This is a genomic window from Chryseobacillus diguaensis, from assembly GCF_049220665.1.
Lineage (GTDB): Bacteria > Bacillota > Bacilli > Bacillales > Bacillaceae > Metabacillus_B.
Genome location: NZ_JBMKNV010000003.1, coordinates 332,559 through 356,849, shown reverse-complemented (window position 1 = coordinate 356,849; position 24,291 = coordinate 332,559). Strand labels below are relative to the sequence as shown.

20 protein-coding genes, 1 other RNA gene and 1 other annotated feature are annotated in these 24,291 nt (G+C 42.3%); of the genes, 2 read left to right on the top strand and 19 right to left on the bottom strand.

Annotated elements, in window-relative coordinates:
* Positions 1-5 precede the first annotated feature (5 nt).
* Genes ACOT8F_RS06765 through ACOT8F_RS06745 form a run of 5 tightly spaced genes read right to left on the bottom strand, consistent with a single transcriptional unit; the run spans position 6 to position 5,397 of the window.
* Positions 6-461 (bottom strand): SRPBCC family protein, encoded by a 456-nt coding sequence (locus ACOT8F_RS06765; RefSeq protein ID WP_421650799.1) that lies wholly within the window; start codon positions 459-461, stop codon positions 6-8.
* Positions 461-2,893 (bottom strand): xanthine dehydrogenase family protein molybdopterin-binding subunit, encoded by a 2,433-nt coding sequence (locus ACOT8F_RS06760; protein WP_421650798.1) that lies wholly within the window; start codon positions 2,891-2,893, stop codon positions 461-463. Before ACOT8F_RS06760 ends, ACOT8F_RS06765 begins: the two co-directional genes overlap by 1 nt.
* Positions 2,894-3,472 carry a nucleotidyltransferase family protein gene (locus ACOT8F_RS06755; protein ID WP_421650930.1) on the bottom strand — a complete coding sequence of 193 codons (579 nt, stop codon included), beginning with the start codon at positions 3,470-3,472 and terminating at the stop codon, positions 2,894-2,896.
* 20 nt (positions 3,473-3,492) lie between these two features.
* A complete protein-coding gene (locus tag ACOT8F_RS06750; RefSeq protein ID WP_421650797.1) occupies positions 3,493-4,608 on the bottom strand; it encodes an XdhC family protein in 1,116 nt (371 codons plus the stop codon).
* Positions 4,609-5,397: a response regulator transcription factor gene (locus tag ACOT8F_RS06745; RefSeq protein WP_421650796.1), complete on the bottom strand. Its 789-nt coding sequence runs from the start codon at positions 5,395-5,397 to the stop codon at positions 4,609-4,611.
* A 589-nt stretch (positions 5,398-5,986) separates the two neighbouring features.
* Between ACOT8F_RS06745 and ACOT8F_RS06740 the strand changes: the two genes are divergently transcribed.
* On the top strand, positions 5,987-6,883 hold the full coding sequence (locus ACOT8F_RS06740; RefSeq protein WP_421650795.1) for an aldo/keto reductase: 897 nt from the start codon (positions 5,987-5,989) through the stop codon (positions 6,881-6,883).
* Between the two features lie 105 nt (positions 6,884-6,988).
* On the opposite strand, the gene ACOT8F_RS06735 is transcribed toward ACOT8F_RS06740, so the two are convergent.
* The 5 genes from ACOT8F_RS06735 to ACOT8F_RS06715 all read right to left on the bottom strand — a co-directional run bounded on the left by ACOT8F_RS06735 (position 6,989) and on the right by ACOT8F_RS06715 (position 11,873).
* Complete coding sequence (locus tag ACOT8F_RS06735; RefSeq protein ID WP_421650794.1) at positions 6,989-7,750, bottom strand: tRNA threonylcarbamoyladenosine dehydratase; 762 nt, start codon at positions 7,748-7,750, stop codon at positions 6,989-6,991.
* 178 nt (positions 7,751-7,928) lie between these two features.
* A non-coding RNA gene (gene ssrS / locus ACOT8F_RS06730) (6S RNA) lies at positions 7,929-8,112 on the bottom strand.
* Between the two features lie 63 nt (positions 8,113-8,175).
* Positions 8,176-9,954, bottom strand: a complete 1,779-nt coding sequence (gene aspS / locus ACOT8F_RS06725) for an aspartate--tRNA ligase (protein WP_421650793.1) — start codon at positions 9,952-9,954, stop codon at positions 8,176-8,178.
* Positions 9,955-9,979: 25 nt separating this feature from the next.
* Positions 9,980-11,248, bottom strand: a complete 1,269-nt coding sequence (gene hisS / locus ACOT8F_RS06720; RefSeq protein ID WP_421650792.1) for a histidine--tRNA ligase — start codon at positions 11,246-11,248, stop codon at positions 9,980-9,982.
* 96 nt (positions 11,249-11,344) lie between these two features.
* Positions 11,345-11,576 (bottom strand) — a binding site (T-box leader).
* Positions 11,577-11,696: 120 nt separating this feature from the next.
* Complete coding sequence (locus ACOT8F_RS06715) at positions 11,697-11,873, bottom strand: hypothetical protein (protein WP_421650791.1); 177 nt, start codon at positions 11,871-11,873, stop codon at positions 11,697-11,699.
* Positions 11,874-12,050: 177 nt separating this feature from the next.
* On the opposite strand from ACOT8F_RS06715, the gene ACOT8F_RS06710 reads away from it, so the two are divergent.
* Positions 12,051-13,556, top strand: a complete 1,506-nt coding sequence (locus ACOT8F_RS06710) for an N-acetylmuramoyl-L-alanine amidase family protein (RefSeq protein WP_421650790.1) — start codon at positions 12,051-12,053, stop codon at positions 13,554-13,556.
* A 54-nt stretch (positions 13,557-13,610) separates the two neighbouring features.
* On the opposite strand, the gene dtd is transcribed toward ACOT8F_RS06710, so the two are convergent.
* From dtd to ACOT8F_RS06665, 9 genes are all read right to left on the bottom strand, one after another.
* Positions 13,611-14,051, bottom strand: a complete 441-nt coding sequence (dtd, locus tag ACOT8F_RS06705; RefSeq protein WP_421650789.1) for a D-aminoacyl-tRNA deacylase — start codon at positions 14,049-14,051, stop codon at positions 13,611-13,613.
* Between the two features lie 13 nt (positions 14,052-14,064).
* Positions 14,065-16,260: a RelA/SpoT family protein gene (locus tag ACOT8F_RS06700; RefSeq protein WP_421650788.1), complete on the bottom strand. Its 2,196-nt coding sequence runs from the start codon at positions 16,258-16,260 to the stop codon at positions 14,065-14,067.
* Positions 16,261-16,481: 221 nt separating this feature from the next.
* On the bottom strand, positions 16,482-16,994 hold the full coding sequence (locus tag ACOT8F_RS06695) for an adenine phosphoribosyltransferase (protein ID WP_421650787.1): 513 nt from the start codon (positions 16,992-16,994) through the stop codon (positions 16,482-16,484).
* Between the two features lie 16 nt (positions 16,995-17,010).
* Positions 17,011-19,365, bottom strand: coding sequence for a single-stranded-DNA-specific exonuclease RecJ (gene recJ, locus ACOT8F_RS06690; protein WP_421650786.1), 2,355 nt, complete (start codon positions 19,363-19,365; stop codon positions 17,011-17,013).
* A 74-nt stretch (positions 19,366-19,439) separates the two neighbouring features.
* Positions 19,440-20,369, bottom strand: coding sequence for an ROK family protein (locus tag ACOT8F_RS06685; protein WP_421650785.1), 930 nt, complete (start codon positions 20,367-20,369; stop codon positions 19,440-19,442).
* A gap of 2 nt (positions 20,370-20,371) precedes the next feature.
* Complete coding sequence (locus tag ACOT8F_RS06680) at positions 20,372-21,412, bottom strand: SIS domain-containing protein (RefSeq protein ID WP_421650784.1); 1,041 nt, start codon at positions 21,410-21,412, stop codon at positions 20,372-20,374.
* A gap of 11 nt (positions 21,413-21,423) precedes the next feature.
* On the bottom strand, positions 21,424-22,350 hold the full coding sequence (locus ACOT8F_RS06675; protein WP_421650783.1) for a 1-phosphofructokinase family hexose kinase: 927 nt from the start codon (positions 22,348-22,350) through the stop codon (positions 21,424-21,426).
* Positions 22,351-23,211, bottom strand: a complete 861-nt coding sequence (locus ACOT8F_RS06670) for a class II fructose-bisphosphate aldolase (RefSeq protein ID WP_421650782.1) — start codon at positions 23,209-23,211, stop codon at positions 22,351-22,353.
* A gap of 14 nt (positions 23,212-23,225) precedes the next feature.
* Positions 23,226-24,290, bottom strand: coding sequence for a dihydrodipicolinate synthase family protein (locus tag ACOT8F_RS06665; protein WP_421650781.1), 1,065 nt, complete (start codon positions 24,288-24,290; stop codon positions 23,226-23,228).
* Between the last annotated feature and the right edge of the window lies 1 nt (position 24,291).

The following is a 24,291-nucleotide window of genomic DNA, read 5'->3' as shown; positions in this document are numbered from 1 at the left end:
TTTCTTTATGCATTTTGTTTGCTGCGTTTTAACTCTTTGCCTAATTTCTTGAAAAAGTCTTGAATAACCAGCTTGGCTACACCGCCTAGCATACGCTGGCCGACCATTGCCACTTTCCCGCCAACTTCTGCTTCATAAGAGTAGCTTAACAGCGTCGTATTCTCGCTCTCAGCCGACAAATCAATAATTCCTACAGCCTCAACGTTTCCTGGGCCGCCTTCACCTTTTACCGCTAATTTATAATGGGCAGGCTTCTCCAAATCTAAAATCTGAATCGTTGAAGAGTAATTTCCTTTAACGGCAGCAATTCCGATTGACAGCTCTGCTTCATACTTGTTCTCATCAATCAAAACTAATTTTTTGCAGCCCATAATGCACTTTTCCAATACTTCTGGATTAAGCAGCACCTCATAGGATCTTTCAATTCCAGCATCAAGAACTAAACTTCCTTTTCCTTCCATTACACATTCACCTCTTTGTATTTTGAGAATTCTTCAGAGTTAGTAAGCAGATTCCAAATTCGGTTAGGACTTAGCGGAAGTGTTTCAATCACCACATTATAAGGTTTAAGCGCATCACTAACAGCATTCGCAACCGCTACAGGAGCGCTCATTGTATTTCCTTCTCCAAGCCCTTTAGCACCGAGTGGCGTTATAGGCGATGGCGTTTCAATATGCTTGATCGTGACATTCGGAATTTCCGGTGCGGTAGGACAGAGATAATCCATAAACGTTCCTGTTAAAAACTGCCCTTTGCTGTCATAGACAAGCTCCTCATATAAGGCACCGCCTAAGCCATGGGCGAGTCCTCCAAAAATCTGGCCGTCTACAATCAGAGGATTTAATAGTTTTCCAGCATCATGAATCGTAATATAATCCATGATGTTTACCTCGCCCGTTTCCGGGTCTATCTCAACGGTTACCATATCAGCAACAAATCCATAGGTTACCGATGAATTAATTAAATCATTTTCATCTGGAGCCTTTGCGTCTTGTACTGTATAGTAATACGTTTCATAAATACCGGGCTCCATTCCCTCCGGCAGAGACAGCGGATTCCAGTGAGCCGATCCCGCTGCCCTTTTCAGAGGATACTTTTTATCAGAATGGCCTTTTACATAAAAAGCTCCATCCTTTAATTCAATATCCCCTTCATCCACTTGCAGATGATGCGAGGCAATTTTCATCAGCTTGTTTTTCACTTTGTTCGCTGCATAAAAAACGGCGCTTGAGCCTAATGAAGCAAATCGGCTGGAGTAGCTTCCAGATGCAATGGACCAGGCACTTGTTGAAGTATCCAGTTCCGCAACCACCTTAATTTGTTCTGTTGGAATGCTCAGAATTTCCGATACAATTTGAGCAGCAACCGTTTCATGCCCCTGTCCAGAAGGAGTCGTGCTAATTCGAACATTTACACTTCCCATCGGATCCATCGAGATAGTTGCAGCCTCCGCGCAACCCGATTTTGGAAGGGACTTCGCCCTTTCCTCGGGTGTTAATGCGACTGTAATATACCCCATGTTAGAACCAGATGGTTCTACGATACAGGCAAGCCCAACGCCAAAAATCTTGCCGTTCTTTCTGGCTTCCTCTTGCTTCTGTCTGAATTCCTTGTATTTACCGGTTTCTAATGCAAGCTCGAAGCCTTTTTCGTAATCGCCGCTGTCATACTTGCCCCCAGAAGCCGTTTGATATGGAAATTGATGTTTTTTGATTAAATTGGTCCGTATGACATCTGCAGGATCCAAATTCAGCTCGAAGGCTGCCTTCTGCATGATTCTCTCAAGCGGAAAATAGAGTTCCTGTCCTCCGTACCCGCGAATTAAGCCGGTCGGCAGTTTGTTGGTCATAACAGCATATGCATCAATAAATAGATTAGGTATGTCATAGGCTCCAGTTGAATTGGCATGTGTACGGTAAAGACAGGCAGGTTCAGGAGCCCTAATGTAGGCGCCAACATTATCGATCATTTTCATTCGCAGTCCTGTGACTTTACCATTGTTTTTCACTGCTGCTTCGATATAGGTAACCCGGTCCGTTCCGCTGGAACTGGCGGATAAATGCTCCTGACGGTCTTCAATCCATTTCACAGGACAGCCTGCTATCCGACTGGCGACCGCCATCAGGACCATATAAGGAAACGTGCCTGCTTTAATCCCATAGCTGCCCCCAATGTCTTTTGGAACAATGATTCTGAGTTTATTGCTTGGGATTTTCAATGCCTGGGCCATAATTGCCTGAATAACGAAGGGACCGTGAAAATTGGCATGGACGGTATATTGGTTTTCGCTGGATTCATAGTTTGCAATGATGCCGTATGTTTCTACTGGAGTCGCTGTATATTTAGGGAAGAAATACTTATGTTTTACGATCGTATCCGCTTCCTCAAAAGCCTTGTCTACATCTCCATAATGAAAGGTTCGATTATTGGCAATATTCGATCCTACATTTTCGTGAAGAATGGGTGCGTCATCTTCAAGCGATTTTTCAATATCAACTATTGGTTTCAGAGGACTGTATTTAACTTTTATTAATTCCATTGCATCTTCTGCAATATAGCGGTCCTTTGCGAGTACTACAGCTACTGGTTCACCAACATAGCGTACTTTTTCAATGGCAAGCGGATAGTAATGGACAGGCGCACTCACCCCTACACTGAAGGGTTTCACATACTCTTTAACCTGTTTGCCGGTAATAACGGCTTTAACTCCTGTGACTTGTTCCGCTTCTGCTGTATCGATCGAGGTAATATACGCATGAGGGTATGAACTTCTTAAAATTGCTGCATGCGCTGTATTCGGAGGTGTTCCCAAATCGTCAATGTATTTCCCTTGACCGGTCAGCAACCTCTTATCTTCTACTCTTGTAACCGATTTTCCAATCACTGAACTCATTTAAGAAACCTCCTTTCTCAATAAGTTCTTATAGTCTTTCATCGTATCGATATCAAACGGATACTCTTTATCCATTTCAACGTATTTCACAGACCGTGGATATTGCTTCATAACCGCTCTGCCTCCTTTATCCCCTCTTACATTGAGAAGATGGCTGAACATTTTTCTTGGAAACAAAACAGGATGTCCGATTTCGCCATGATACATAGATTGATAGATATATGGATATTCACCTTTTGCATATTCATCAATTAACCTGTTTATCTCATCCTCTGTTATTAGCGGCTGGTCCCCAAGCAGAAAAATCACTGCCTCGGCTTCGGCCGGTAATACGCATAGCCCTGCTTTAACGGAAGAAGAAAGACCATCGCCCGGGCACGAATTTAAGAACACCTTACTGACTCCTGGTACCATTGCCTCTTGAAGCAGCCCATCAATTTCAGAATTAATGACAACGACCGCTCCGTCCAATTCCGATGATAGAGAAGCTTGGATTACATTTCGGACCAGTGACTTTCCTTTGTACTTCAGCAGCATTTTGGGAACTCCCATTCTTTCAGACATTCCCGCCGCAAGAATAATGGCCCATATCTCTTTTTTTACGCTTGAAATGTCAATTCACCAGCCTTCGTGTAAATTGAAAAGTCTGTGCCCTTTACTGCTTTTAATGATTTACCGCAGCCGCCATGATGGATCATGACCATTTCTGACAGTACACTCAGGCCAATTTCCTCTGGTGTTTTTGAACCAATATCGAGCCCGATTGGACTATAAAGCCGATCAAGCGTCTTTCTTGAGAGATTTCCTTCGAGCGTGTCCAATAATTGATACGTTCTTTTTTTTGGCCCAAGAATGCCAATATAAGCGGCATCAGAGTCCAGCAAGTGTTTTAAAAGCATTTGATCCTGTTCGAAATGATGCGTCATAATAACAACAAATGAATTTTCTGAGATCGTCACATCAGGTTCTTTTCCTTTGGGAATGCAATATAAATAGTCAGCCTGCGGAAAGTAAAGTTTATTCACATATCCCGGACGATGATCCATGACAGAAACTGTCCAGTTTAATAGCTTTGCTCCATTTACGAGCGGAACCGCATCAGGTCCAGCCCCAAAAATCATCAAATGAGGATTAGGCGAAACAGCATCGAAGAACACTTTTACCGGCTGGCCGTTATAAATGATGGTGGAAAGTCCTTGAGTCCCTGTTAACTGATTGGTTTCATATTCCTGTTCTAATTGAGCTGGAATGTTATCTTCTATTCCTGGTGACAGTATCCATTTCTGTCCAATAATCTCTTGATTTTCGGCATCTACAATGGTGGCTGTAACCGTAAATTGAGTAAGTGCCAAATGAACAGCTTTCTTCATCAATTCTGCCTTCATAGGCATTTCTTTAGGATCAAAAGGTTCAAGAAAAATCTCCATCGAGCCGTTACAGCCTAGACCTAACCCCCAAAGGTCATCGCCATTATCTCTAAAATCATAATATAAGCGCTTACAATTTGATTGTTGTAAAAGCTCCTTAGCATGTTCGCCTAAATCACTTTCCACACAGCCTCCGCTCAATAGACCCGTCAGCTTGCCATCTTCAGAAATGAAACATTTTGTCCCCGGCTTTTGATAAGTTGAGCCTTGGGTTTGAATAATTGTTCCAAGCACACCTCTTATCCCGAATTTTTCACACCTCTGCAATTCATTATAAATAGGAAGCATTTATGCACCTCCTCTGGTAACCGTGACCGGCGATTCTGTACCTAAATAAAATTTATCCCTGTACTCACTTGGGGTAATACCGAGTACCTTTTTAAAAGTAGTAGCAAAATAGCCCGAATTTGCAAATCCGGTGTTGTTGGCAATGACATCAATAGGCAGAGATGACATTCTTAACAAGTCTTTTGCTTTCTGGACCCGTAAAAATGAGAGGTACTCCACAAACGTCGTTCCAGTTTCTTCTTTAAAAATCCGACTGAAGTAAGAGGGGCTTAAGTATACCTTGTCAGCCAACGCCTTTAGGGTTAGGGATTCACTATAATTAAGCTGAAGGTACTGAATGGCACTGCCTATCGGATTTTTCAAATCAGCTGTAAACTCCTCTTTGCCATTCTTCATCATGTGGTCCACCCGTTGACTGAGAACCGGGATCAAAACCCGGTCGAGCGTTTTGATCCATTCATTTTTAGAAAGCGGTTTCAATAAATAGCCCGCAAAACCCGCGTTAATGGATGATTGAACCAATTCAAACATCTTTAACTGGGTAACAACGATGATTGGTAACTCCGGATACAATTGAAGGGCGGTTTTGCCGAATGTCAATCCATCCATATCAGGCAATGACAAATCAATAATTAGGGCACTCGGTTTACTCTGCTTTAACAGTAATAAACCGCGATGGGCTGAACTGGATTCATAAATTGATAGAAAGCTGTATTTACTCTCTTCGATTAGGGATTGAATCTCCTTACGGCTTTCCTTGTCGTTATCTACAATGAGTAACTCTGACAATGCTGCCCCCCCTCACATATTAAGCTTAAGTGATATCTCTTTTTCATAGTTTTAAAATTGTCTTTTCATTTTTATAATATCTTTAATTTTTCGATTATTCATATAATAGGGTATAAATTTTATGATAGGTTTTAATTTCTTGTTTTCAAATGTATAAAATCTTCTTTTTATAGGTGTTAAAGGCCTTGAAGTAATAATTTTCCATGCAAACTTATAAGCAGAAAATTGCAAGTATGGTGACAAGAAAAGTTCAAAAAAGGCCTAATAAAAGAGGAATCTATTTGATACCTATATTATCCCTCAATCATTAATACTGCAAAAGCTGGATTGGAGTTTTGCCCCTGTTGAAGAAAATTTAGAAGAAAAAAAATTCACAGCAACTTCTTTATTTCACTCTTACACCCGATTGTTGGATGATCCCTATGACTTTTATTCATCAATATTATCAGAGATCCGTTTTTACCAATTTCTCACTTTTTCATGTATATCCCCCCTCCTGACTCGTTTTCTCCTCTAAAAAACCATATCCTTCGTATAATTGTCCGAATTATTATACAATTATCGTGACTATAAGGAGAGGGATGATGAAATGGAACGGCGAACATTTGGCAAAACGGATATGAAGGTGAGTGTGCTTGGTTTTGGCGGTGCAGAAGTCGGTTACTCAGAAGCTACTCCTGAAACAGTTGACCGCCTGCTTGGTACAGCACTGGATGCGGGACTGAATGTGATTGATACGGCTGAATGCTACAACATCAGTGAAGAATTAATTGGCAGCACAATGTCTCATCGAAGAAATGACTTCTATTTATTTACGAAATGCGGGCATTCATCTGGACTTAGCAGAGAAGACTGGGATCCAAGAATGCTTGAACTGTCGATTGACAGAAGCCTGAAGCGGCTGAAAACAGACTATGTTGACACCATCCAGCTTCATAGCTGTTCTGAAGAAATCCTCAGAAAAGGGGATGTTATTGAAGTCTTGGAGCGTGCCAAGGAAAAAGGAAAAACCCGCTACATCGGGTATAGCGGGGACAGTACTGATGCGCTTTATGCGATTAAAACCGGGGCTTTTGATACCTTTGAAACGTCTGTCAATATTGCCGATCAGGAAGCAATTGAACTTACCATTCCAGAGGCGGTCAAACGGGGGATGGGAATCATCGCTAAACGGCCGATTGCAAATGTTGCCTGGAACTATGATTCAAAACCGGATAACGATTATTATCATGAATATTGGGAGAGGTTCAAAGAGCTTCCCTACAATTTTCTCAAAGGGGATCTGACGGAGGCGGTTGAAAAAGCCCTGAGATTCACCCTTACTGTTCCAGGTGTTCATACAGCCATTGTCGGAACGGCGAAGGCCAACAGATGGATTGAAAATGCAGAGCTTGCGAATAAAGGGAATTTATCAGAGGATGAGTATCATAAGATCCGCTCTATTTTTCAGGAAGCTGTCCAGCCTGATTGGGTGGGGCAGGTTTAAAGACTGATTCATATAGCGATGAAATGGATTATTAAGATCAGCAAAACTTAGAAATATCCATAAAAAAGCAGGAGCCTCAACATGAGCAGCTCCTGCTATTCTCTATTAATCATTTACCCTCGCAATCGGTATATCTTTCAGCAGATCCATAATCACATGTCCGCCCATAATGAGCCCTGCTACAGAAGGAACGAAGGCATTTGAGGATGGAGGCATTTTAGCTTTTCTGATTTTTGCCTGGTCATTTCCAACCTCCTGGCGAACCTCTTCTCTAATTACAATCGGGCTCTCGTCAGAGAAAATGACAGGTATCCCTTTTCTTATGCCTTCTTTTCTAAGGCGCGTTCTGATCACCTTTGCAATCGGATCGGTATGTGTTTTTGAAATATCAGCAATTTTAAACCGTGTTGGATCCGTTTTATTTGCTGCTCCCATACTGGAAATGATCGGAATATTTCTCTTCAGGCATTCCTTCATTAAATGAATTTTGTATGAGATTGTATCAGATGCATCAATGACATAATCCAGCTTATGGCTGAAAAATTCTTCATACGTTTCTTCCGTATAGAACATTTTTAACGAAACGACTTCGCAGTCCTGATTAATGTCTTTGATTCTCTCCGCCATTAAGTCAACCTTAGGTCTGCCTACTGTTGATAATAAGGCATGAATTTGTCTGTTCACATTTGTAATATCCACATCGTCCTTGTCAACGAGAACAATTTTACCTACTCCGGATCTTGCAAGCGCCTCAGCTGAAAAGGATCCTACTCCGCCGACCCCAAGCACTGCTACCGTACTTTTTTTTAGTAATTCAAGCCCTTGTTTTCCAATGGCTAATTCATTTCGGGAAAATTGATGCAGCAAAATTCTCACTCCATTGTGTTCATAGTTTTTCTGCTCATCTAACAGAAACGTTTTTCTCCGAGTAAAAATATAACATAACTGAGGGAAATTGCAAAATGGCTTGTTCTTCTGCAATCAGTGTAAAACAAAAAGCCTGCATAAGCTTATCCACTCATGCAGGTTGTATTTATCGTTTGCTAAAAGTCCCAATCGTGCCGTCGCTGTAAATGCCTTCGCTTTGAACCCGCACCCAGCAAGTGGGTGCCCTGTTCCGCGGAATTGCAAGTCCCCTTTAAAGGGCGTTCGCTCACCTCGGAAACCTGGGCTCCCGTTTAAAAAATGTTCGGTCAAAACTAGGTGAACAACGTACACATCAGGACTTCTTTTGAATGACTTTAGAAAAGAATACCATAGGAAAAAAATTCTTTCAAGCCATATCCTTTTTCTCACTTTTGTTCTTGAAGAGCAAGACGAAGATGAAGCTCATCAAGCTGTTGGCTGCTTACCTCGCTCGGCGCATCGGTTAACAGACAGCTTGCACTTGCCGTCTTCGGGAAAGCGATTGTATCTCTTAAGTTGCTTCTGCCAGCAAGAAGCATCACAATTCTGTCCAGTCCTAGTGCGATTCCGCCATGAGGAGGAGTACCGTATTCAAAAGCTTCAAGCAGAAAGCCGAATTGTTCATAGGCTTCCTCTTTGCTGAACCCTAGGAGTGAAAACATTTTTTCCTGAATATCTTTTTCGTAAATACGGATAGAACCTCCGCCAAGCTCATAGCCGTTCAGAACAATGTCATAGGCTTGGGCTTTTATCCCTTCAGGATCATTCTCAAGCTTATCCAGATCTTCTCTTGCCGGCATTGTGAACGGATGATGCGCCGCATAAAAGCGGTTTGTTTCTTCATCAAATTCAAGCAGCGGCCAGTCTACAACCCATAGAAAATTAAATTTGCTTTCATCAATTAAACCTAGCTCTTTTCCAAGCTTCAAACGAAGAGCACCTAGTGAATCAGCAACGGTCTTTTCTTTATCGGCAACAAACAGAAGAAGGTCCCCTTTATCAGATCCAAGCACATCGATAAGTGCCTGCTGCTCACTCTCATCAAAGAATTTCGCAATTGGTCCTCTTAAGCCTTCATCTTCATGCTTCAGCCATGCGAGTCCCTTCGCTCCGTAAGTTGCAACAAATTCTGTCAGGGCGTCAATATCTTTTCTTGAATATTGATTAGCCGCATTTTTCACAGTAATCGCTTTTACTTTCCCTGCCCGTTCAACAGTGCTTGCGAACACTTTAAAACCGCTGTCTTTAACAAGCTCCGACACATCGGTCAGCTCCATTTCAAAACGGGTATCCGGTTTATCAGATCCATAGCGGTTCATCGCATCTTCATAAGTCAAACGCGGAAGAGGAAGTGAAATTTCCATGCCTTTTGTTTGCTTTAATACGTGAGCCATCATTTTTTCGGTTAGCTCCATAATGTCATTCTGGCTCATAAAGGACATTTCCATATCAATTTGGGTAAATTCCGGTTGACGGTCAGCACGCAAATCTTCATCACGGAAGCAGCGGGCAATTTGATAATACCGGTCAAAACCGGAAACCATCAGCAGCTGTTTAAAAATTTGCGGTGATTGCGGAAGGGCATAAAATTCCCCTTCATGAACCCTGCTTGGAACAAGATAGTCCCTTGCTCCTTCAGGTGTGCTGTTTGTCAGAATCGGTGTTTCAACATCCATGAAGCCATTTTCATCTAGAAAGCGCCTTACTGAACGCGTTACATCATGGCGCATTTTAAGCGTTTCAAATAAAGCAGGTCTTCTAAGATCAAGGTAGCGGTGCTTTAACCTTACATCCTCAGAAACTTCTTCTGATTTGTTTTCAATTTGAAAAGGAGGTGTTTTGGAAGCATTTAAAATCGTTACCTTTTCAGCCTGCACCTCAATCTTTCCTGTTGAAAGCTTAGTATTGATTGTTGCCTCATCTCTTGCAACAACGATTCCTTCAATATCAAGCACATATTCGCTTCGGACCTGTTCAGCTGTATTCAATGCTTCTTCAGAGCCTTCAGGATTAAAAACAATTTGCACAATTCCTGTGCGGTCTCTTAAGTCAATAAAAATCAGTCCTCCAAGATCCCGTCTTTTTTGGACCCATCCTTTTAATACTACTTTTTGCCCTATAGCTTGCTCAGTTACTTCACCGCAATAAAATGTACGTCCAAACATTTTCTTCTCTCCTTGCATCATGTATTTATACCTTTTCTTTCAGATAATCAGCCAGTTCATTAAGTGAGACATCTTTTTGTTCTCCAGTTTCCATATCCTTTAAAGCGCAAGCGTTCTTTTCCAGCTCGTCATCACCAATAACGGCAACGAATCTTGCCTTCAGCCGGTCAGCTGATTTAAATTGGCCTTTCATTTTTTTATTCTCGTAATCTTTTTCAGCCGTAAGGCCTGCTTTTCTGAGGTCCCGCAGCAATGATACGGAACGGTCTTTTGCCTGATCGCCCATTGTTACGATGAAGCAGTTAATTCCTTCAGCTATAGGAAGTTCAATGCCTTCTGCCTCGATTGCCGCAAGAAACCTTTCAATACTTAGTGCAAAACCGATACCCGGAAGTGCAGGGCCTCCCATTGATTCTACTAAACCGTTATAACGGCCACCTCCTGCGAGAGTCGTAATCGCTCCAAATCCTTCTGCATCACTCATGATTTCAAAGGCTGTATGATTGTAATAATCCAGTCCACGAACAAGATTTTTATCAACCGTAAACGGGATATTCAGATCGGTCAGATAACTTTTCACTTTAGAAAAATAACTGTTTGATTCTTCATTTAAATATTCCAGGATGGAAGGTGCTGCAGCCATCAGCTCATGGTCCCTGTCCTTCTTGCAGTCAAGAATCCGAAGAGGATTTGTTTTAAGACGGTTTTGGCAATCAGCGCAAAATTCTCCGATTCTCGGTTCAAAGTGACTGACAAGTGCTTCCTTATGAGCTTTTCGGCTTTCAGGGTCTCCAAGACTGTTAATCACAAGCTTCAAGTTTTTTAAGCCGGTACTTTTGTAAAGCTCCATTGCCAGAGAAATCACTTCCGCGTCAATTGCAGGATCATTGCTTCCGATCGCTTCAATTCCAAATTGCACAAATTGGCGGTATCTTCCCGCCTGAGGACGTTCATAGCGAAACATCGGTCCGATGTAATAAAGCTTCGTCGGCTGTTCAGGTGCAGCAAACATCTTCTTTTCGACAAAAGAGCGAACAGTTGAAGCAGTTCCTTCCGGGCGAAGAGTAATACTTCTGCCTTTCCGGTCTTCGAATGTGTACATTTCCTTCTGCACTATATCAGTTGATTCTCCGACACTTCTTAAGAAAAGCTCTGTATGTTCAAAAATTGGCGTTCTTATTTCTTTATATTGATAGGTTCTGCAAATATCACGTGCTTTCTTTTCAATAAACTGCCACTTTTCCACTTCTCCAGGCAGGATATCCTGTGTTCCCCTTGGTATTTGATACGCCATATTTATTACCTCCTTGATGCATTATCCTTAATCTATAGCCACTTCCATTTGGCGATGGCAAAAAAAGCAAATAAAAAAACTCCCATCCCTGCATTTTGCAGGGACGAGAGTTTGCTCCCGTGGTTCCACCCTAGTTGAAGCCTGAATACAGCTCCCACTCAATTCCGTTAACGCGTGACGCGTCCGCTTCCTAATAGGCAAATGCTTTTCAGAAGGGAACCTAAGAAGTGTTCTTTCACAAGGTCATTCTGGAGAAATGCTTTCAGCTATGGCATTTCCTCTCTTTCCAGCTGTATTCCCCGCTACTCTTCTTCCTCATTGGTTCATAAAGTATGTATTGCCTTTCGGCATGATTTTTTTATATAAGACTCTAATCTTACATTAATTTAGCATGTTCAGCCGTTTCTTATCCAGCTTTATCTAATCATACGAATCCACTGCCATTATGTCAAGAACGAGAAAGACGTTTCTTCCATTTTCTTATATCTCTTGAAGATGGAGAAAATTCTCCAGATAGTTCTAAAGGCTCGTTCTCAAAATCCCGAATCATTTTTTCGTGGAAATCTCCGCCAAAAAAGCCGTTCCCTTTTCCCTGAAGAAATTCTCCTTTTTCACTGTACCTCACATGGCAGCCCCCTTTATAGCAGTATTTGATGTTTATTGTAGCCAAAAAGCGAAAAAATATTGCAAAAGATTCAAGGGATGACAGGAAGGAAAAGAGAATTATATATATCGTTCAAAAAGTCTGGATAAAAAAAGGGACAAAAAAGAACCCGTCATTCCAATATACAGGGGGTAAAATATGATAAAAAAAGGACTTACAATCCTGGCATGCACAGCCATTATGGCTGCAGCGGCACCTGAAATGCCAGTAAAAGTGCATGCAGTTTCAAAAGAAGCGATTGTATCTGCTGATCATCTGAACATCAGGTCAGGACCTGGACTCGGCTATCCTGCAAAGTTACATGCAAAAAAAGGAGACCGATTTGAAATTCTTAACAGAGAAGGTGATTGGCTTAAAGTTCTGCTTCCAGGAAATCGTTCCGGATGGGCGGCTAACTGGCTTGTTAATGTTGAATCATCTAAAAAAACAAAAGCATCTGTTATATCGGATGCTGATGGCTTAAGAATGAGAACAGGCCCAGGCACGAATTATTCTGTAGCTGGCACTTTTCCAATGGGAGAGAAAGCAAGTGTTTTGGATATGAATGGCAGCTGGGTGAAGGTTTCTTATAATGGATTAGAAGGATGGATTTTATCTGACTACATCAGATCTTCTTCCGTTAAAGGGGCTTACACTGAAAATTCTGTTCAGAATGAAAACAAAACCGGTACGGTCACTGTACCTACTCTTAATGTGCGTGATACATACTCCATAAATGGCCGGATTATCGACACAATCGCTAGCGGAACAGAAGTAACCATCCTTGAAGAACAGGGCAGCTGGTCTAAAATTTCATACGGCAGCGGACAGACTGGATGGACTTCGAGCCAGTATATGCAAGGGTCCGGGAATGGAGAATCGAATAGCACTGATCAAAAACAATCGCTTAGTATCCGTAATGACGGAACGAATATCCGTTCCCTTCCTTCAACATCAAGCAGTGTGATTGCGAGCGCCAATGAAGGAGAATCTTATACAATCATCCAAAAAGAAGGGGACTGGTACAAAATTACCCTTACTGATGGAAGAACAGGATACGTCGCAGGCTGGCTTACTGATACTCTCGGAAATGATAGCGGATCAGCGGGACAACATTCAAGGCATTCATTAAGAAATAAAACAATTGTGATTGATCCCGGTCATGGCGGATATGACAGCGGAACAATCGGTTACAACGGAACACTTGAAAAATCAGTAACGCTTGAAACAGCCACCCTCCTTTATAATAAACTGAGAGCCGCCGGTGCAAATGTTATTATGACAAGAAGCACGGACACTTATGTAAGCTTGCAGTCAAGAGTTGAAACCTCTGATGCAAACCGTGCTGATGCGTTTGTAAGCATGCATTATGACAGCACTTTAGATTCAAGTGTTAAAGGATTTACCTGCTATTATTATAATACGGAAAAAGATCAAGCTCTTGCAGAAGCCGTTCATAGTGAACTCGCTTCACAGTCACCGAGTTCCGACAGAGGAATCAGGTTTGGCAACTTTCATGTACTGCGGGAAAATCACGAGCCTTCCATTCTTCTTGAACTTGGGTACTTAAGCAACAGTACAGAAGAAATGATTCTTTCCTCTGACCAATATCAAGAACAAGCAGCTCAGTCTGTTTTTGAAGGCTTGAATGATTATTTCAAGTAAGGATTTAAGAAAGAAAAAGGAAGCGCGGTATATTGCCGGCTTCCTTTTTTAGCCCTATTTACTTTCAACGATGAGCGTAACAGGTCCTTCATTTGTAAAAGAGACATCCATCATAGCACCAAAAACACCTGTTTCGACGGTAATGCCCTTTTCACGAAGAAGATCATTATATTTTTCATACAGCTTCAGAGCCTCATCAGGCCTTGCAGCAGCCATATAGTTCGGTCTTCTGCCTTTTTTCGAATCACCGTAAAGGGTGAATTGCGAAACGGAAAGAACGGCTCCGCCGACATCTGCAAGCGAGTGGTTCATTTTGCCATCTTCATCTTCGAAGATTCGCAAATTCACTGTTTTATCTGCCAGATAAATGGCATCCTCTTCTTTATCTTCATGCGTGACACCAACTAAAACCATCAGGCCACGATCAATTTTCCCTGTTATTTTGCCATCAACTGTAACTTTGGCTTCTTTTGCCCGCTGTATGACAAGTTTCACTTCATTGTCTCCTTTAGTTCATCATTCTTCGAACAGAGTAAATATCGGATAATTGCTTAATGCGTTCGACCACTTTATGCAGATGGCTGACATTATTAATGGAGATTGTCATATTGATGGTTGCTACCTTGTTGCGGTCAGATTTGCCTGAAACGGATGAAATATTCGTCTTCGTTTCATTCACTGCCTGCAGCACCTCATTAAGAAGCCCGCGGCGGTCATATCCGAGAATTTCAATTTCGACATTATATTCTTTTCGTCCGGTAATCTGGTGCTCCCATTCTACTGGAATTAGCCGTGCCTGTGCGTCAGCGGTTTTAACATTCGGGCAATCCTCCCGATGGACAGATACACCCCGGCCTTTTGTAATAAAGCCGACAATATCATCCCCAGGAACCGGATTGCAGCATTTCGAAAGCCTGATTAAGAGATTGTCGATACCTTTTACTCTTACACCAGCATCTCGTTTGCGTGGTGAAGGATACTGCTTGACCTCTGTTACAACTTCGACTAATTTCTTTTCCTGTTCAAGATCGCGAATTTTCCGCTGCTTTTCTGTCAATCTGTTAGCAACCTGAAGCGCCGTAATTCCGTTATAGCCTACGGCAGCAAACATATCTTCTTCATTAGCAAAATTGAATTTTTCGTAAACCCGCTTAAGGTTATCACTGCCAAGAACTTCTTTTAAATCAAAATCCATGTTTTTAATTTCTTTTTCTATCAGTTCACGGCCTTTTTCCACATTCTCTTCGCGTCTTTGCTTTTTAAAGAATTGCCTGATTTTGTTTTTCGCCTGTGACGTCTGGGCAAGCTTCAGCCAATCCTGGCTCGGACCATAAGAATGCTTGGAAGTGAGAATCTCTACAATATCTCCCGTCTTCAGCTTGTAATCAAGAGTCACCATTTTTCCGTTCACTTTGGCGCCAATGGTTTTATTGCCTATTTCAGAGTGAATTCTGTAGGAAAAATCAATTGGAACCGATCCCGATGGAAGTTCAATGACGTCTCCCTTTGGAGTAAAAACAAATACCATATCGGAAAACAAATCAATCTTTAAAGATTCCATAAATTCTTCGGCATTGGTGGTTTCGTTCTGGAATTCGAGAATTTCCCTGAACCAGGTCAGTTTTTTCTCAAGTGCCTGATGGTCGTCCATTTCCCGGCCTTCCTTGTATGCCCAGTGGGCAGCAACCCCGTATTCAGCGATGGTATGCATTTCAAGAGTTCGGATCTGAACTTCAAGCGGATCTCCTTTAGGCCCTATAACCGTCGTATGAAGGGATTGATACATATTAGGCTTCGGCATAGCAATATAATCTTTAAATCTGCCAGGCATTGGCTTCCAGCATGTATGGATGATCCCAAGCACTGCATAGCAATCTTTAATGCTGTTTACAACGATTCTGACTGCCAGAAGGTCATAAATTTCATTAAATTGTTTGTTTTGCAGCACCATTTTTCGGTAAATGGAATAGATGTGCTTAGGTCTCCCTGAGAAATCAGCATGGATGTTCACTTCATTCACTCTGTCGCGAACCTCATCAATGACTTCATCAAGATATTGCTCGCGTTCGGCCCTTTTCTTCTTCATCAGATTGACGATCCGGTAATATTGCTGCGGATTCAAATACCGCAGAGCTGTATCCTCAAGCTCCCATTTGATTTTTGATATCCCTAGACGATGCGCAAGGGGCGCAAAAATTTCAAGTGTTTCATTTGAGATTCTGCGCTGCTTTTCCTGAGGAAGATGCTTTAGCGTCCTCATGTTATGCAGCCGGTCTGCTAGCTTAATCAAAATAACACGAATATCTTGAGCCATTGCGATGAACATTTTTCGATGATTTTCAGCCTGCTGCTCTTCATGTGACTTGTATTTAATTTTACCGAGCTTTGTCACACCATCTACAAGCATGGCTACTTCATCACTGAAAGCTTCACTTATATCATCAAGAGTTACTTCCGTGTCCTCCACAACGTCATGCAAAAAACCGCCGGCTATTGTAGATGGATCCATTTCAAGATCCACCAGTATGCCGGCAACTTGTATGGGATGTATAATATATGGTTCTCCTGATTTGCGGAATTGTTCCTTATGAGCGTCTTCTGCAAATTCGTAAGCTTTTTTTATAAATGCCAAATGGTCATCTGAAAGATAGGATTTAGCCTTCTCTATGACCTGTTCAGCTGTTAATACTTGTTCATTAGCCATGAAATCACCTTTTTTTAAGAGAAAACTGTATTGTACCTATTATCAAGAAAAATTTTGAATATGTAAAGAGGCAGAGCGCGAAAGCACAAGCCATTTCTTGGAAGTTCAAAAATTCCTGCACGCATTTGAAAAATATTCCTTTTTGGCAGGCTTATTTTCGGACAGATCTAATAACATCTATAGAAAAGAGCACTCTGGCTGAGTGCTCTTTTCTTCATTCATTAATATTTCATTAACGTCATAATGTCGTAGCCATCTAATTTTTTGCGTCCGTCCAGATAGCCCAATTCGATAAGGAAAGCGATTCCAGCAACCACTCCGCCCAATTCTTCCACCAATTTAATGGTTGCTTCAATCGTTCCGCCTGTAGCAAGCAGATCATCTGTAATTAATACACGCTGCCCTGGGCGAAGCGCATCCTTGTGAATGGTTAAAACATCTTTGCCATATTCGAGGCCGTACTCTACTTTTACCACTTCGCGGGGAAGCTTTCCTTCTTTGCGCACTGGTGCAAATCCTACTTCAAGGGCATAAGCAACAGGGCAGCCGATAATAAATCCGCGAGCTTCAGGTCCTACAACAAGATCAATTTGTTTTTCTCTTGCATACTCAACGATTTGGTCTGTTGCATACTTGTATACTTCCCCTTTATCCATAAGGGTCGTAATATCCTTAAATTGAATGCCGGGTTTAGGATAATCCGGAACAATCGTTACATACTGTTTCAAGTCCATCTTTCTTTTGTCCTCCTCATACGTTAACAAGCGGTGCAGATCGCCGTAAGCGGTCATCGAACCAGGTTTTCAGTTCGCTATAGGAAGAATAAAGCAGCCTATTTTCAAGTTCAAGCTGTTCTTTTTTCCTTTGATAAGTAACCGATTCAGATAAATCACGCTTAGATGTTTCCCGTTTAACAGAAATCATGCCATCGTCTATTGTAACAAAATCCAGTTCAAAAAACACCTTAGACATAAATTCTATCGTATTTTTTGTCCAGCCCTTATGTTTAGCCAGCTGATCCCCATGCTTTCTGATATCAAAAGGACCTTTTTTTATCAAAAACGCATAGAACCACTTAAAATGCTCCCTCGTTGGAAGAGTCGAAAAGAAATGCTGTTCATCCTGACGAAAAACAGTATAGATCCGGTCAGGCAGTCCGTTTGAAAAAACGCCCTGCAAATCATTCATATGCTTGGGTGTGTCCAAAAAGACAGCAAACTTCCCTTCTAAGCGGACCATTGCAGCGTCACCATTATTCAAAACAGAATGAATTTCGGCCTGAAGTCCCTGGCTTTCGATAAATGCAGCCGTTTTATTCTGAAAGGCAATAAGGATTGCTTTTTCATCTGGAATCTGAGCAAGCAAAGCAGGAAGCTTTTGAGCGCCGCGGAAATCAAAAAGCTGCCATTCTTTTATGGATAAATCCTTCAGCATCAGCTGTGGTTTCCTGAAATTATTCCACTCATTAATGGATAATTCCCCGATTAAGGAGGCGGTTGACAAAGGCGCGATTTCATCCTTTAAGTAGCCGAATCCAAATCCGACACAATCGAGCTTATCCTCTTCACTCTGAAGAATCATTTTAATATGAGTCTGATTTGAACCTATTTTACGCATTCCTTCAAGCGAAATATCTTCAATCATGATGACTGGTTTTGGATTAGTGGCGCCAAATGGAGCAAGCATATTCATTTCTTCTATGGCAGATACACTGATTTCTTCAAGCTTGCAGACCCTGTCCACCATCGTAACCGGTTTAAAATCTTCTTCTGTCAGGCGGGAGTAAGCCAGTTCGTTTAATTTGCGCCTTAGTTCCGGAATATTTTCCATTTCAAGTGTCATCCCGGCTGCCATCGTATGACCGCCAAAATGAGGAAGCAAGTCTCTGCATTCTGAGAGATTTTCAAAAAGATCAAACCCTGCAATACTTCTAGCCGATCCCTTTGCAAGGCCCTTCTCGCTGTCAATGGAAAGAACGATTGCCGGACGGTAGAATTTCTCTACAAGCTTGGAAGCTACAATACCTACAACTCCGGCGTTCCAGCCTTCTTTAGCTACTATGAGTACAGAATTGTTTTCAGGGGGATACATTTCCTGCACCTGGAAGATCGCTTCCTTCGTCATATCACTGACCATCTTTTGCCGGTCGCGGTTAAGTCTGTCAATTTCTTCTGCTAGAAAGACAGCTTCAGAGGGATCTTCCGTCATCAGCAGTTCTACTGCAGGATCAGCATTTTCAAGCCTGCCGGCAGCATTGATGCGGGGAGCTAGAGCAAACCCGATCGTCTCTTCATTGATATCTGTTTTTTTGGCAGAAGCTATTTTCAACAAAGCTATAAGGCCTTCCCTTTTTGTTTGCTTCATCTGCTGAATCCCTTTTTGGGCAATCAGCCTGTTTTCTCCTTGAAGAGGAACAAGATCGGCAATCGTTCCAATAGCCGCTACCTCTAAAAGGTCTTCCTGGACCTCGCCGAGCAACGCATGAGCGAGCTTAAAAGCAACTCCTGCACCTGCGAGCTCTTTAAACGGGTAGGTGGTGCCCCGTTTCTTCGGATGTACAATAGCCAGAGCTTCAGGAATAACAGGCCCTGGTTCATGGTGATCCGTAATAATCAAGTCAACGCCGATTTCTTTTGCAAGAGCAGCTTCCTTCACAGCAGAAATACCGGTATCAACTGTTATGATCAGTGAAACCCCGTCCTGCTGAAGCCTTTGAAACGCCTCTTCATTTGGTCCATAGCCCTCTGTAAACCGGTTTGGTATGTAAAATTGTACAATTGCACCTGCCCGTTTAAGAGCTGTCATCAGCACGGTTGTACTGCTGACTCCGTCCGCATCATAATCACCGTAAATACAGATTTTTTCGCCTTTCTCTATTGCCTGCTTGATTCGAATAATAGCCAGGTCCATACCATCAAGCAGAAACGGATCATGGAAATCCTGATCTTCGGTATATAAAAAAGCCTTCGCTGTTTCAACTGTTTGAATACCCCGGTTGACAAGCAGTGATGAAACAAGAGGAGTCAGTTTCAATCCCTCTGCCAATGCCTGTACCTTTTCAGGGTCTCTGTCAGCAACTGACCATCGCGTTTTTGCTTTCAGCATAAATTCACCCCTTAATCTCTCTATTATACTAGAGGTCCTAAGGGGTTTCAAACAGCCTTACGATCTGTTAACTATTACCGCACAAGCTTTTTTCCGCTTTCTCCCGCTTTCTGGAAGGCTCTCTGCCCCGCACCGATCATACCTGCATTTTTTCCGAGCTTGCTAACTTCCAGTCTTCTAATTATTTCTTTGGATATAGGAGATTGATAGCGGATTATTTCTTCAGAAAACAAGTGAAGGAGTTTTTTATTTCCATGAATCACTCCGCCCCCAAGTACGAGCGTATGCGGATCTATTATACAAAAGAGAGAATAAATAGAGCTTGCAAGAATACTAATTTTTTTCTGCATTTTTTCAGATGCGCTGCTCCCCTCTGCGAGAAGCATGTCGATCACTTCACCTTGCTGTCCTTTTTCTTGATGAGCCTGCACAAATGGAAGCAGTGCTTTACCTGAAGCTGTTTGTTCGAGTGTGATGTACTCCGCCTGACAGTTTGGCAGTTCATTTTTTCCGCACACTGTCATTCCTATTTCTCCGGCAAAACCTGCTCCCCTCATAAATTCTCCTTGGTGAATAATACAGCAGGAAATGCCAGTGCTGATCGTCATATAGATAAATGTCTCGTTCTTTGCTGCTTGACTTCCTTTGTATTCAGCAAAGGCCGCCATATATACATCGTTATCAATGATGCAAGGAAGATTAAAATCGCTCTTGAGCCTTTCCGCCAGCGAATAATTCACCCAAGGAAGATTGTTTTGGTACAGCACAACCCCGTCTTCGATATTAAGTTTTCCCGGGACGCCCGCCCCAATAGCGGTAATTTCGCAGTTTTCGGGTTTATTATTCAGTACTTCGCTCACTGCATGATGCACCTGGAGATACATCGCTTCCGCATCATCAGGCTTGCTTTTTAGAACAGTATTCCAAAGGCACGCTCCATTTTCTCCAATCAGGCCAGCAGCAATTTTTGTTCCGCCGATATCAATCCCGACCGCTGATTTCATTTTTAATGGATCCCGATGGAAGGAAGTTTGACTACCTGTGAAAGATGCCTTGGCTCATCAGGGTTCAGGCTTAACGCTAGTGCTCTGTAATAGGCGAGCATTTGGAGGAAAGGGAGATACAGGACGAGCTGATTAGGGGCTTTTGTCTCAGTATGAAGCGGTATGAAAAGATCAATGGCAGAATCCGCCTTTATAATACAGTCGCTGATCAGAACAGTGTAAGCTCCATGCTTTTTCACATCATATAAAAGTGCTGCATCCAAATCCTTTGTTTTTTCGCTCCCCATTATAATAATGGCGGTTTTTTCATCCGTAATAGAAATTGGGCCGTGCCGGAATTCAAGTGTTGAATAGCTTTCGCAAATCGTTTGGGTCATTTCTTTCAGTTTTAAACAGGATTCTTTTGCTGCTCCCTGATAGACCCCGCAGCCTAGAAAGATAAACCTTTTGAGTTCCAGATTTTCCGCCAGACTCTTAATGGCGCTTGTACTCTTCACCACGTTCTTCATCTCTTCCGCCGCTGCTTTTAATTGAGCCGTTTCATCTATTGACTCTGCTATATTTGCCGCATAAAGCTGTAAAGCATACAGCATGTTTGTGAAAGATGAAGTCATCACAACGCTTTTTTCCTGCACATGGGAAAGCACGATTTTTTCCGATGACCATTCAAGCAATGGTGAATGGTCATTGCAAGTGACGGCTAGAATGTCAACATTTTCTCGATCTTTCACACTTTTTACTGCTTCTACTGCTTCTGATGTCGTGCCTGAGCGGGAAATAGCAATGACTTTTACCTTCTTATCAATGGGTATAAAATTTTCCGGATAAAGAAAAAGCTCTGAAGAAGGTGCTGCCTGTGAAGTTATTCCTGTTAAGGCCTGAAAATACTTCGCAGCGCTATGCGCCAGATAAAAGGATGTCCCGCATCCTGTAAATACATAAGATTCCGATGCTTGGAAGGTTTGATTTTTAAGCAAAACAAAGGTCTTTTCAAGCGTGTTTCCCTGACTTTGAATTTCGCTAAATGTATATGAATTCTCCATGTTTCTTCCCCCTAAGTTTCTTGTATTTTTTTCAGCTGCTCCGTTATCTCCTTTATTGAAACTGATCCTGCCGCCAATTGAAGAGCGTTCGCAGCTGAAGAAGCGATGGCAAGGTTGAGGGCTTCAGCAGGATCTTTTTTCCGATAAAGGCCCGCAAGCATTCCTGCAAAAAAAGCATCCCCGCTTCCAACAGCATTAATAGCTTTTATAGAAGGCGGTGCAGCGGCAAAAATCTTTCCAAAATGAGATAGAACAGCTCCTTCCTTTCCAAGTGTTACACAAACATATTCCGTTCCTTTTGTATGAAGATCATCTGCAAATGAGATAAAATCACTCATAACAAATTCCTCTTTTTGAATAAGGGCAAGAAATTCATGACGGTTTGGTTTAATGAAATGCGGAACTCCTTCTATTCCTTTTATAAGAGCAAGCCCGCTTGAATCGAGCACTGCTTTGCTGCCTGCCTCATTTACAATCTTAATGCTTTCCTTATAAGCGTCAGATGAAAGCCCTTCAGGTAAGCTTCCAGAGAAGACAACATAACGGCTTTTTGCTGCATACCCCGAAAGCTTTCCCATCCATTTCAGCCAGTCACCTTCTGTAACATGCGGCCCCTTTTCAAGCAGCTCCGTTTGTTCCTGTGTGCTCTCATCTTCAATAATTGAAATGCACATTCTTGACTCTCCTGCAATTCGGATAAAATCATGCTGTATTTCCTTTTCTTCAAGCAGCATTTCAATCCATTGACCATTTATGCCTCCTGCAAAACCGGATGCGGTTACCGGAATGCCAAGGACTTTCAGAACTTTGGCTACATTGTTTCCTTTGCCGCCAGGTTCTAAGATGACTTTTCCGGCCCGATTCACTTCATTCTTTCTGAAGCAATTTATCACATAAGTCTTATCAATTGCAGCATTGAATGTTACAGCTGTAATCACTCAGGACGCCTCTTCTTTTCGCTTTTCACGCAGCAGGGAAATTTTGCGGGAAGCGATTTCTTTCACTGTTTCACGGGCTGAGAGAAAATATTTGCGGGGATCCGATTCCTTATCATTTGCAAGCAAATAGCCTCTTAGCTCCTCAGCAAAACCAATTTTCAGCTCAGTTGAAAAATTCACTTTGCTGATGCCGTATTTTAATGAATTTCTCATCTCTTCTTCTTCAAGTCCTGATGCCCCGTGCATTACAAGAGGGATTCCTGTCTTATCGGCGATTTTTTTCAGCCTTTCAAAATCAAGATTTGGCTTTCTTTGATAGACGCCGTGAATAGTTCCAAAGGCAGGTGCCAAAAAATCGACCTCTGTTCTCTGCACAAACTCATCGGCAAGATCAGGATCTGTAAAATAGGCACTTGCGTCTAAAGCCCCCTCTCCGTCGTTCCGGAGAATAGAGCCAAGCTCTGCCTCAACCGGAATATCAAGCGGTTTGCAGGCTTCCACTACCTTTTTTACAAGGAGAATGTTTTCTTCGAAATCAAGATGAGAGCCATCTATCATAATCGATGTATATCCGCCCCTGATACAAGCCATTACGGTTTCAAAGCTGTCGCCGTGATCCAGGTGAAGAGCAACCGGAATCTCTGATGCATCTGCGAGCGTTTTTACCGTTTGAACAATATAATTCATACCAAGATATCGAATCGTGCCTGGAGTTGTCTGCAAGATGACGGGTGATTCACATTGTTCTGCGGCAGAAATCACCGCCTTCATGATTTCCAAATTATGAACAGCAAATGCGCAGACAGCGTAACCTTTGCTGTAAGCTGTTTGAAGCATCTCTTTTGACGTTACAAGCGGCATTATTCCATCCTCCTTTACGTAACTTTTTGAAGCCAGCTGCCGATTTTCTCTTTTACAAATGCATCATCATTTAATTGAGGGTAAGCTCTTAAGACTCGATCAATCTCCTCTTTTTGTCCGGGTGATAAGATTTCGCCTTCGTCAAGACACCATACTCCTGAAAGAAGTCCCTGCCTCCTAAGTACTTCATGAATGCCGGGGATGCTTCCTTTGAATCCATTAGCAGCATCAAAAAAAGCGGCATTTGCATCAGTAATTTGCATGGCTAGTGTTAAGAGTTCTTCCGGAATACCCCTGTTCAGTCTTTTAATTTCTTTTACTCTCTCCAGTAATTGAACGGCGTTTTTCGTCCAAACAGCCCAGTGTCCAAGCAGCCCGCCAGAAAAGGATTTCACAACCTTGCGTCCGTTCACTTGAAATTCATAGGTTGTAAGAAGATCCAGCAAAATATTATCATCGTTCCCGGTATAAAGTGCGATTCTCTCATTCCTGAATGATTCACAAACAGCCCTCACTACATCAAGTGTCTGATAGCGGTTAAATGGTGCGGTTTTAATGGCCATGACATTTGGAATTTCAGCAAATTCCCTCCAAAATGAATAGCTTAATGTTCTTCCTCCTACAGCGGGCTGAAGGTAGAAGCCAAAAACAGGCAAAATGGAGGCAATTTCCCGTACATGTGCTAAAAGCTCATTTTCACCGAAACTGTTTAAACCGCCTAAACTGACAAGGACCAGATGATATCCAAGCCTTAACGCTGTTTCTGCTTCATTGATCGCCTGTTTCGTATGTCCGCAAATACCGGCAATCTTAAGAAAATTTCCTTTTGCTCTTTTTTCTGCTTCATCCGCAGCAAGTGTCAGAACCTTCTCATAGAGCCCTTTTTCGCGTATTTGAAATTGTGTTGTATGAACGCCTACCGCCAATCCCCCTGCACCTGCGTCCATATAATAGCGGGTAAGGGCTCTTTGCCGCTTTTCATCAAGCTCCCGAAATTCATTCAGCGCCAAAGGATGAGCTGGGATGACCGTCCCTTCATGCAGGAGTTTTTCAAGGTCCTTTTTCAGCACCATCGTCATC

Coding starts and splice junctions, on each gene's coding strand:
- ACOT8F_RS06765 (WP_421650799.1), bottom strand. CDS start 461: ATGGAAGGAAAAGGAAGTTTAGTTCTTGATGCTGGAATTGAAAGATCC.
- ACOT8F_RS06760 (WP_421650798.1), bottom strand. CDS start 2,893: ATGAGTTCAGTGATTGGAAAATCGGTTACAAGAGTAGAAGATAAGAGG.
- ACOT8F_RS06750 (WP_421650797.1), bottom strand. CDS start 4,608: ATGCTTCCTATTTATAATGAATTGCAGAGGTGTGAAAAATTCGGGATA.
- ACOT8F_RS06740 (WP_421650795.1), top strand. CDS start 5,987: ATGGAACGGCGAACATTTGGCAAAACGGATATGAAGGTGAGTGTGCTT.
- aspS (WP_421650793.1), bottom strand. CDS start 9,954: ATGTTTGGACGTACATTTTATTGCGGTGAAGTAACTGAGCAAGCTATA.
- hisS (WP_421650792.1), bottom strand. CDS start 11,248: ATGGCGTATCAAATACCAAGGGGAACACAGGATATCCTGCCTGGAGAA.
- ACOT8F_RS06710 (WP_421650790.1), top strand. CDS start 12,051: ATGATAAAAAAAGGACTTACAATCCTGGCATGCACAGCCATTATGGCT.
- ACOT8F_RS06700 (WP_421650788.1), bottom strand. CDS start 16,260: ATGGCTAATGAACAAGTATTAACAGCTGAACAGGTCATAGAGAAGGCT.
- ACOT8F_RS06695 (WP_421650787.1), bottom strand. CDS start 16,994: ATGGACTTGAAACAGTATGTAACGATTGTTCCGGATTATCCTAAACCC.
- recJ (WP_421650786.1), bottom strand. CDS start 19,365: ATGCTGAAAGCAAAAACGCGATGGTCAGTTGCTGACAGAGACCCTGAA.
- ACOT8F_RS06685 (WP_421650785.1), bottom strand. CDS start 20,369: ATGAAATCAGCGGTCGGGATTGATATCGGCGGAACAAAAATTGCTGCT.
- ACOT8F_RS06680 (WP_421650784.1), bottom strand. CDS start 21,412: ATGGAGAATTCATATACATTTAGCGAAATTCAAAGTCAGGGAAACACG.
- ACOT8F_RS06670 (WP_421650782.1), bottom strand. CDS start 23,211: ATGCCGCTTGTAACGTCAAAAGAGATGCTTCAAACAGCTTACAGCAAA.
- ACOT8F_RS06665 (WP_421650781.1), bottom strand. CDS start 24,290: ATGACGATGGTGCTGAAAAAGGACCTTGAAAAACTCCTGCATGAAGGG.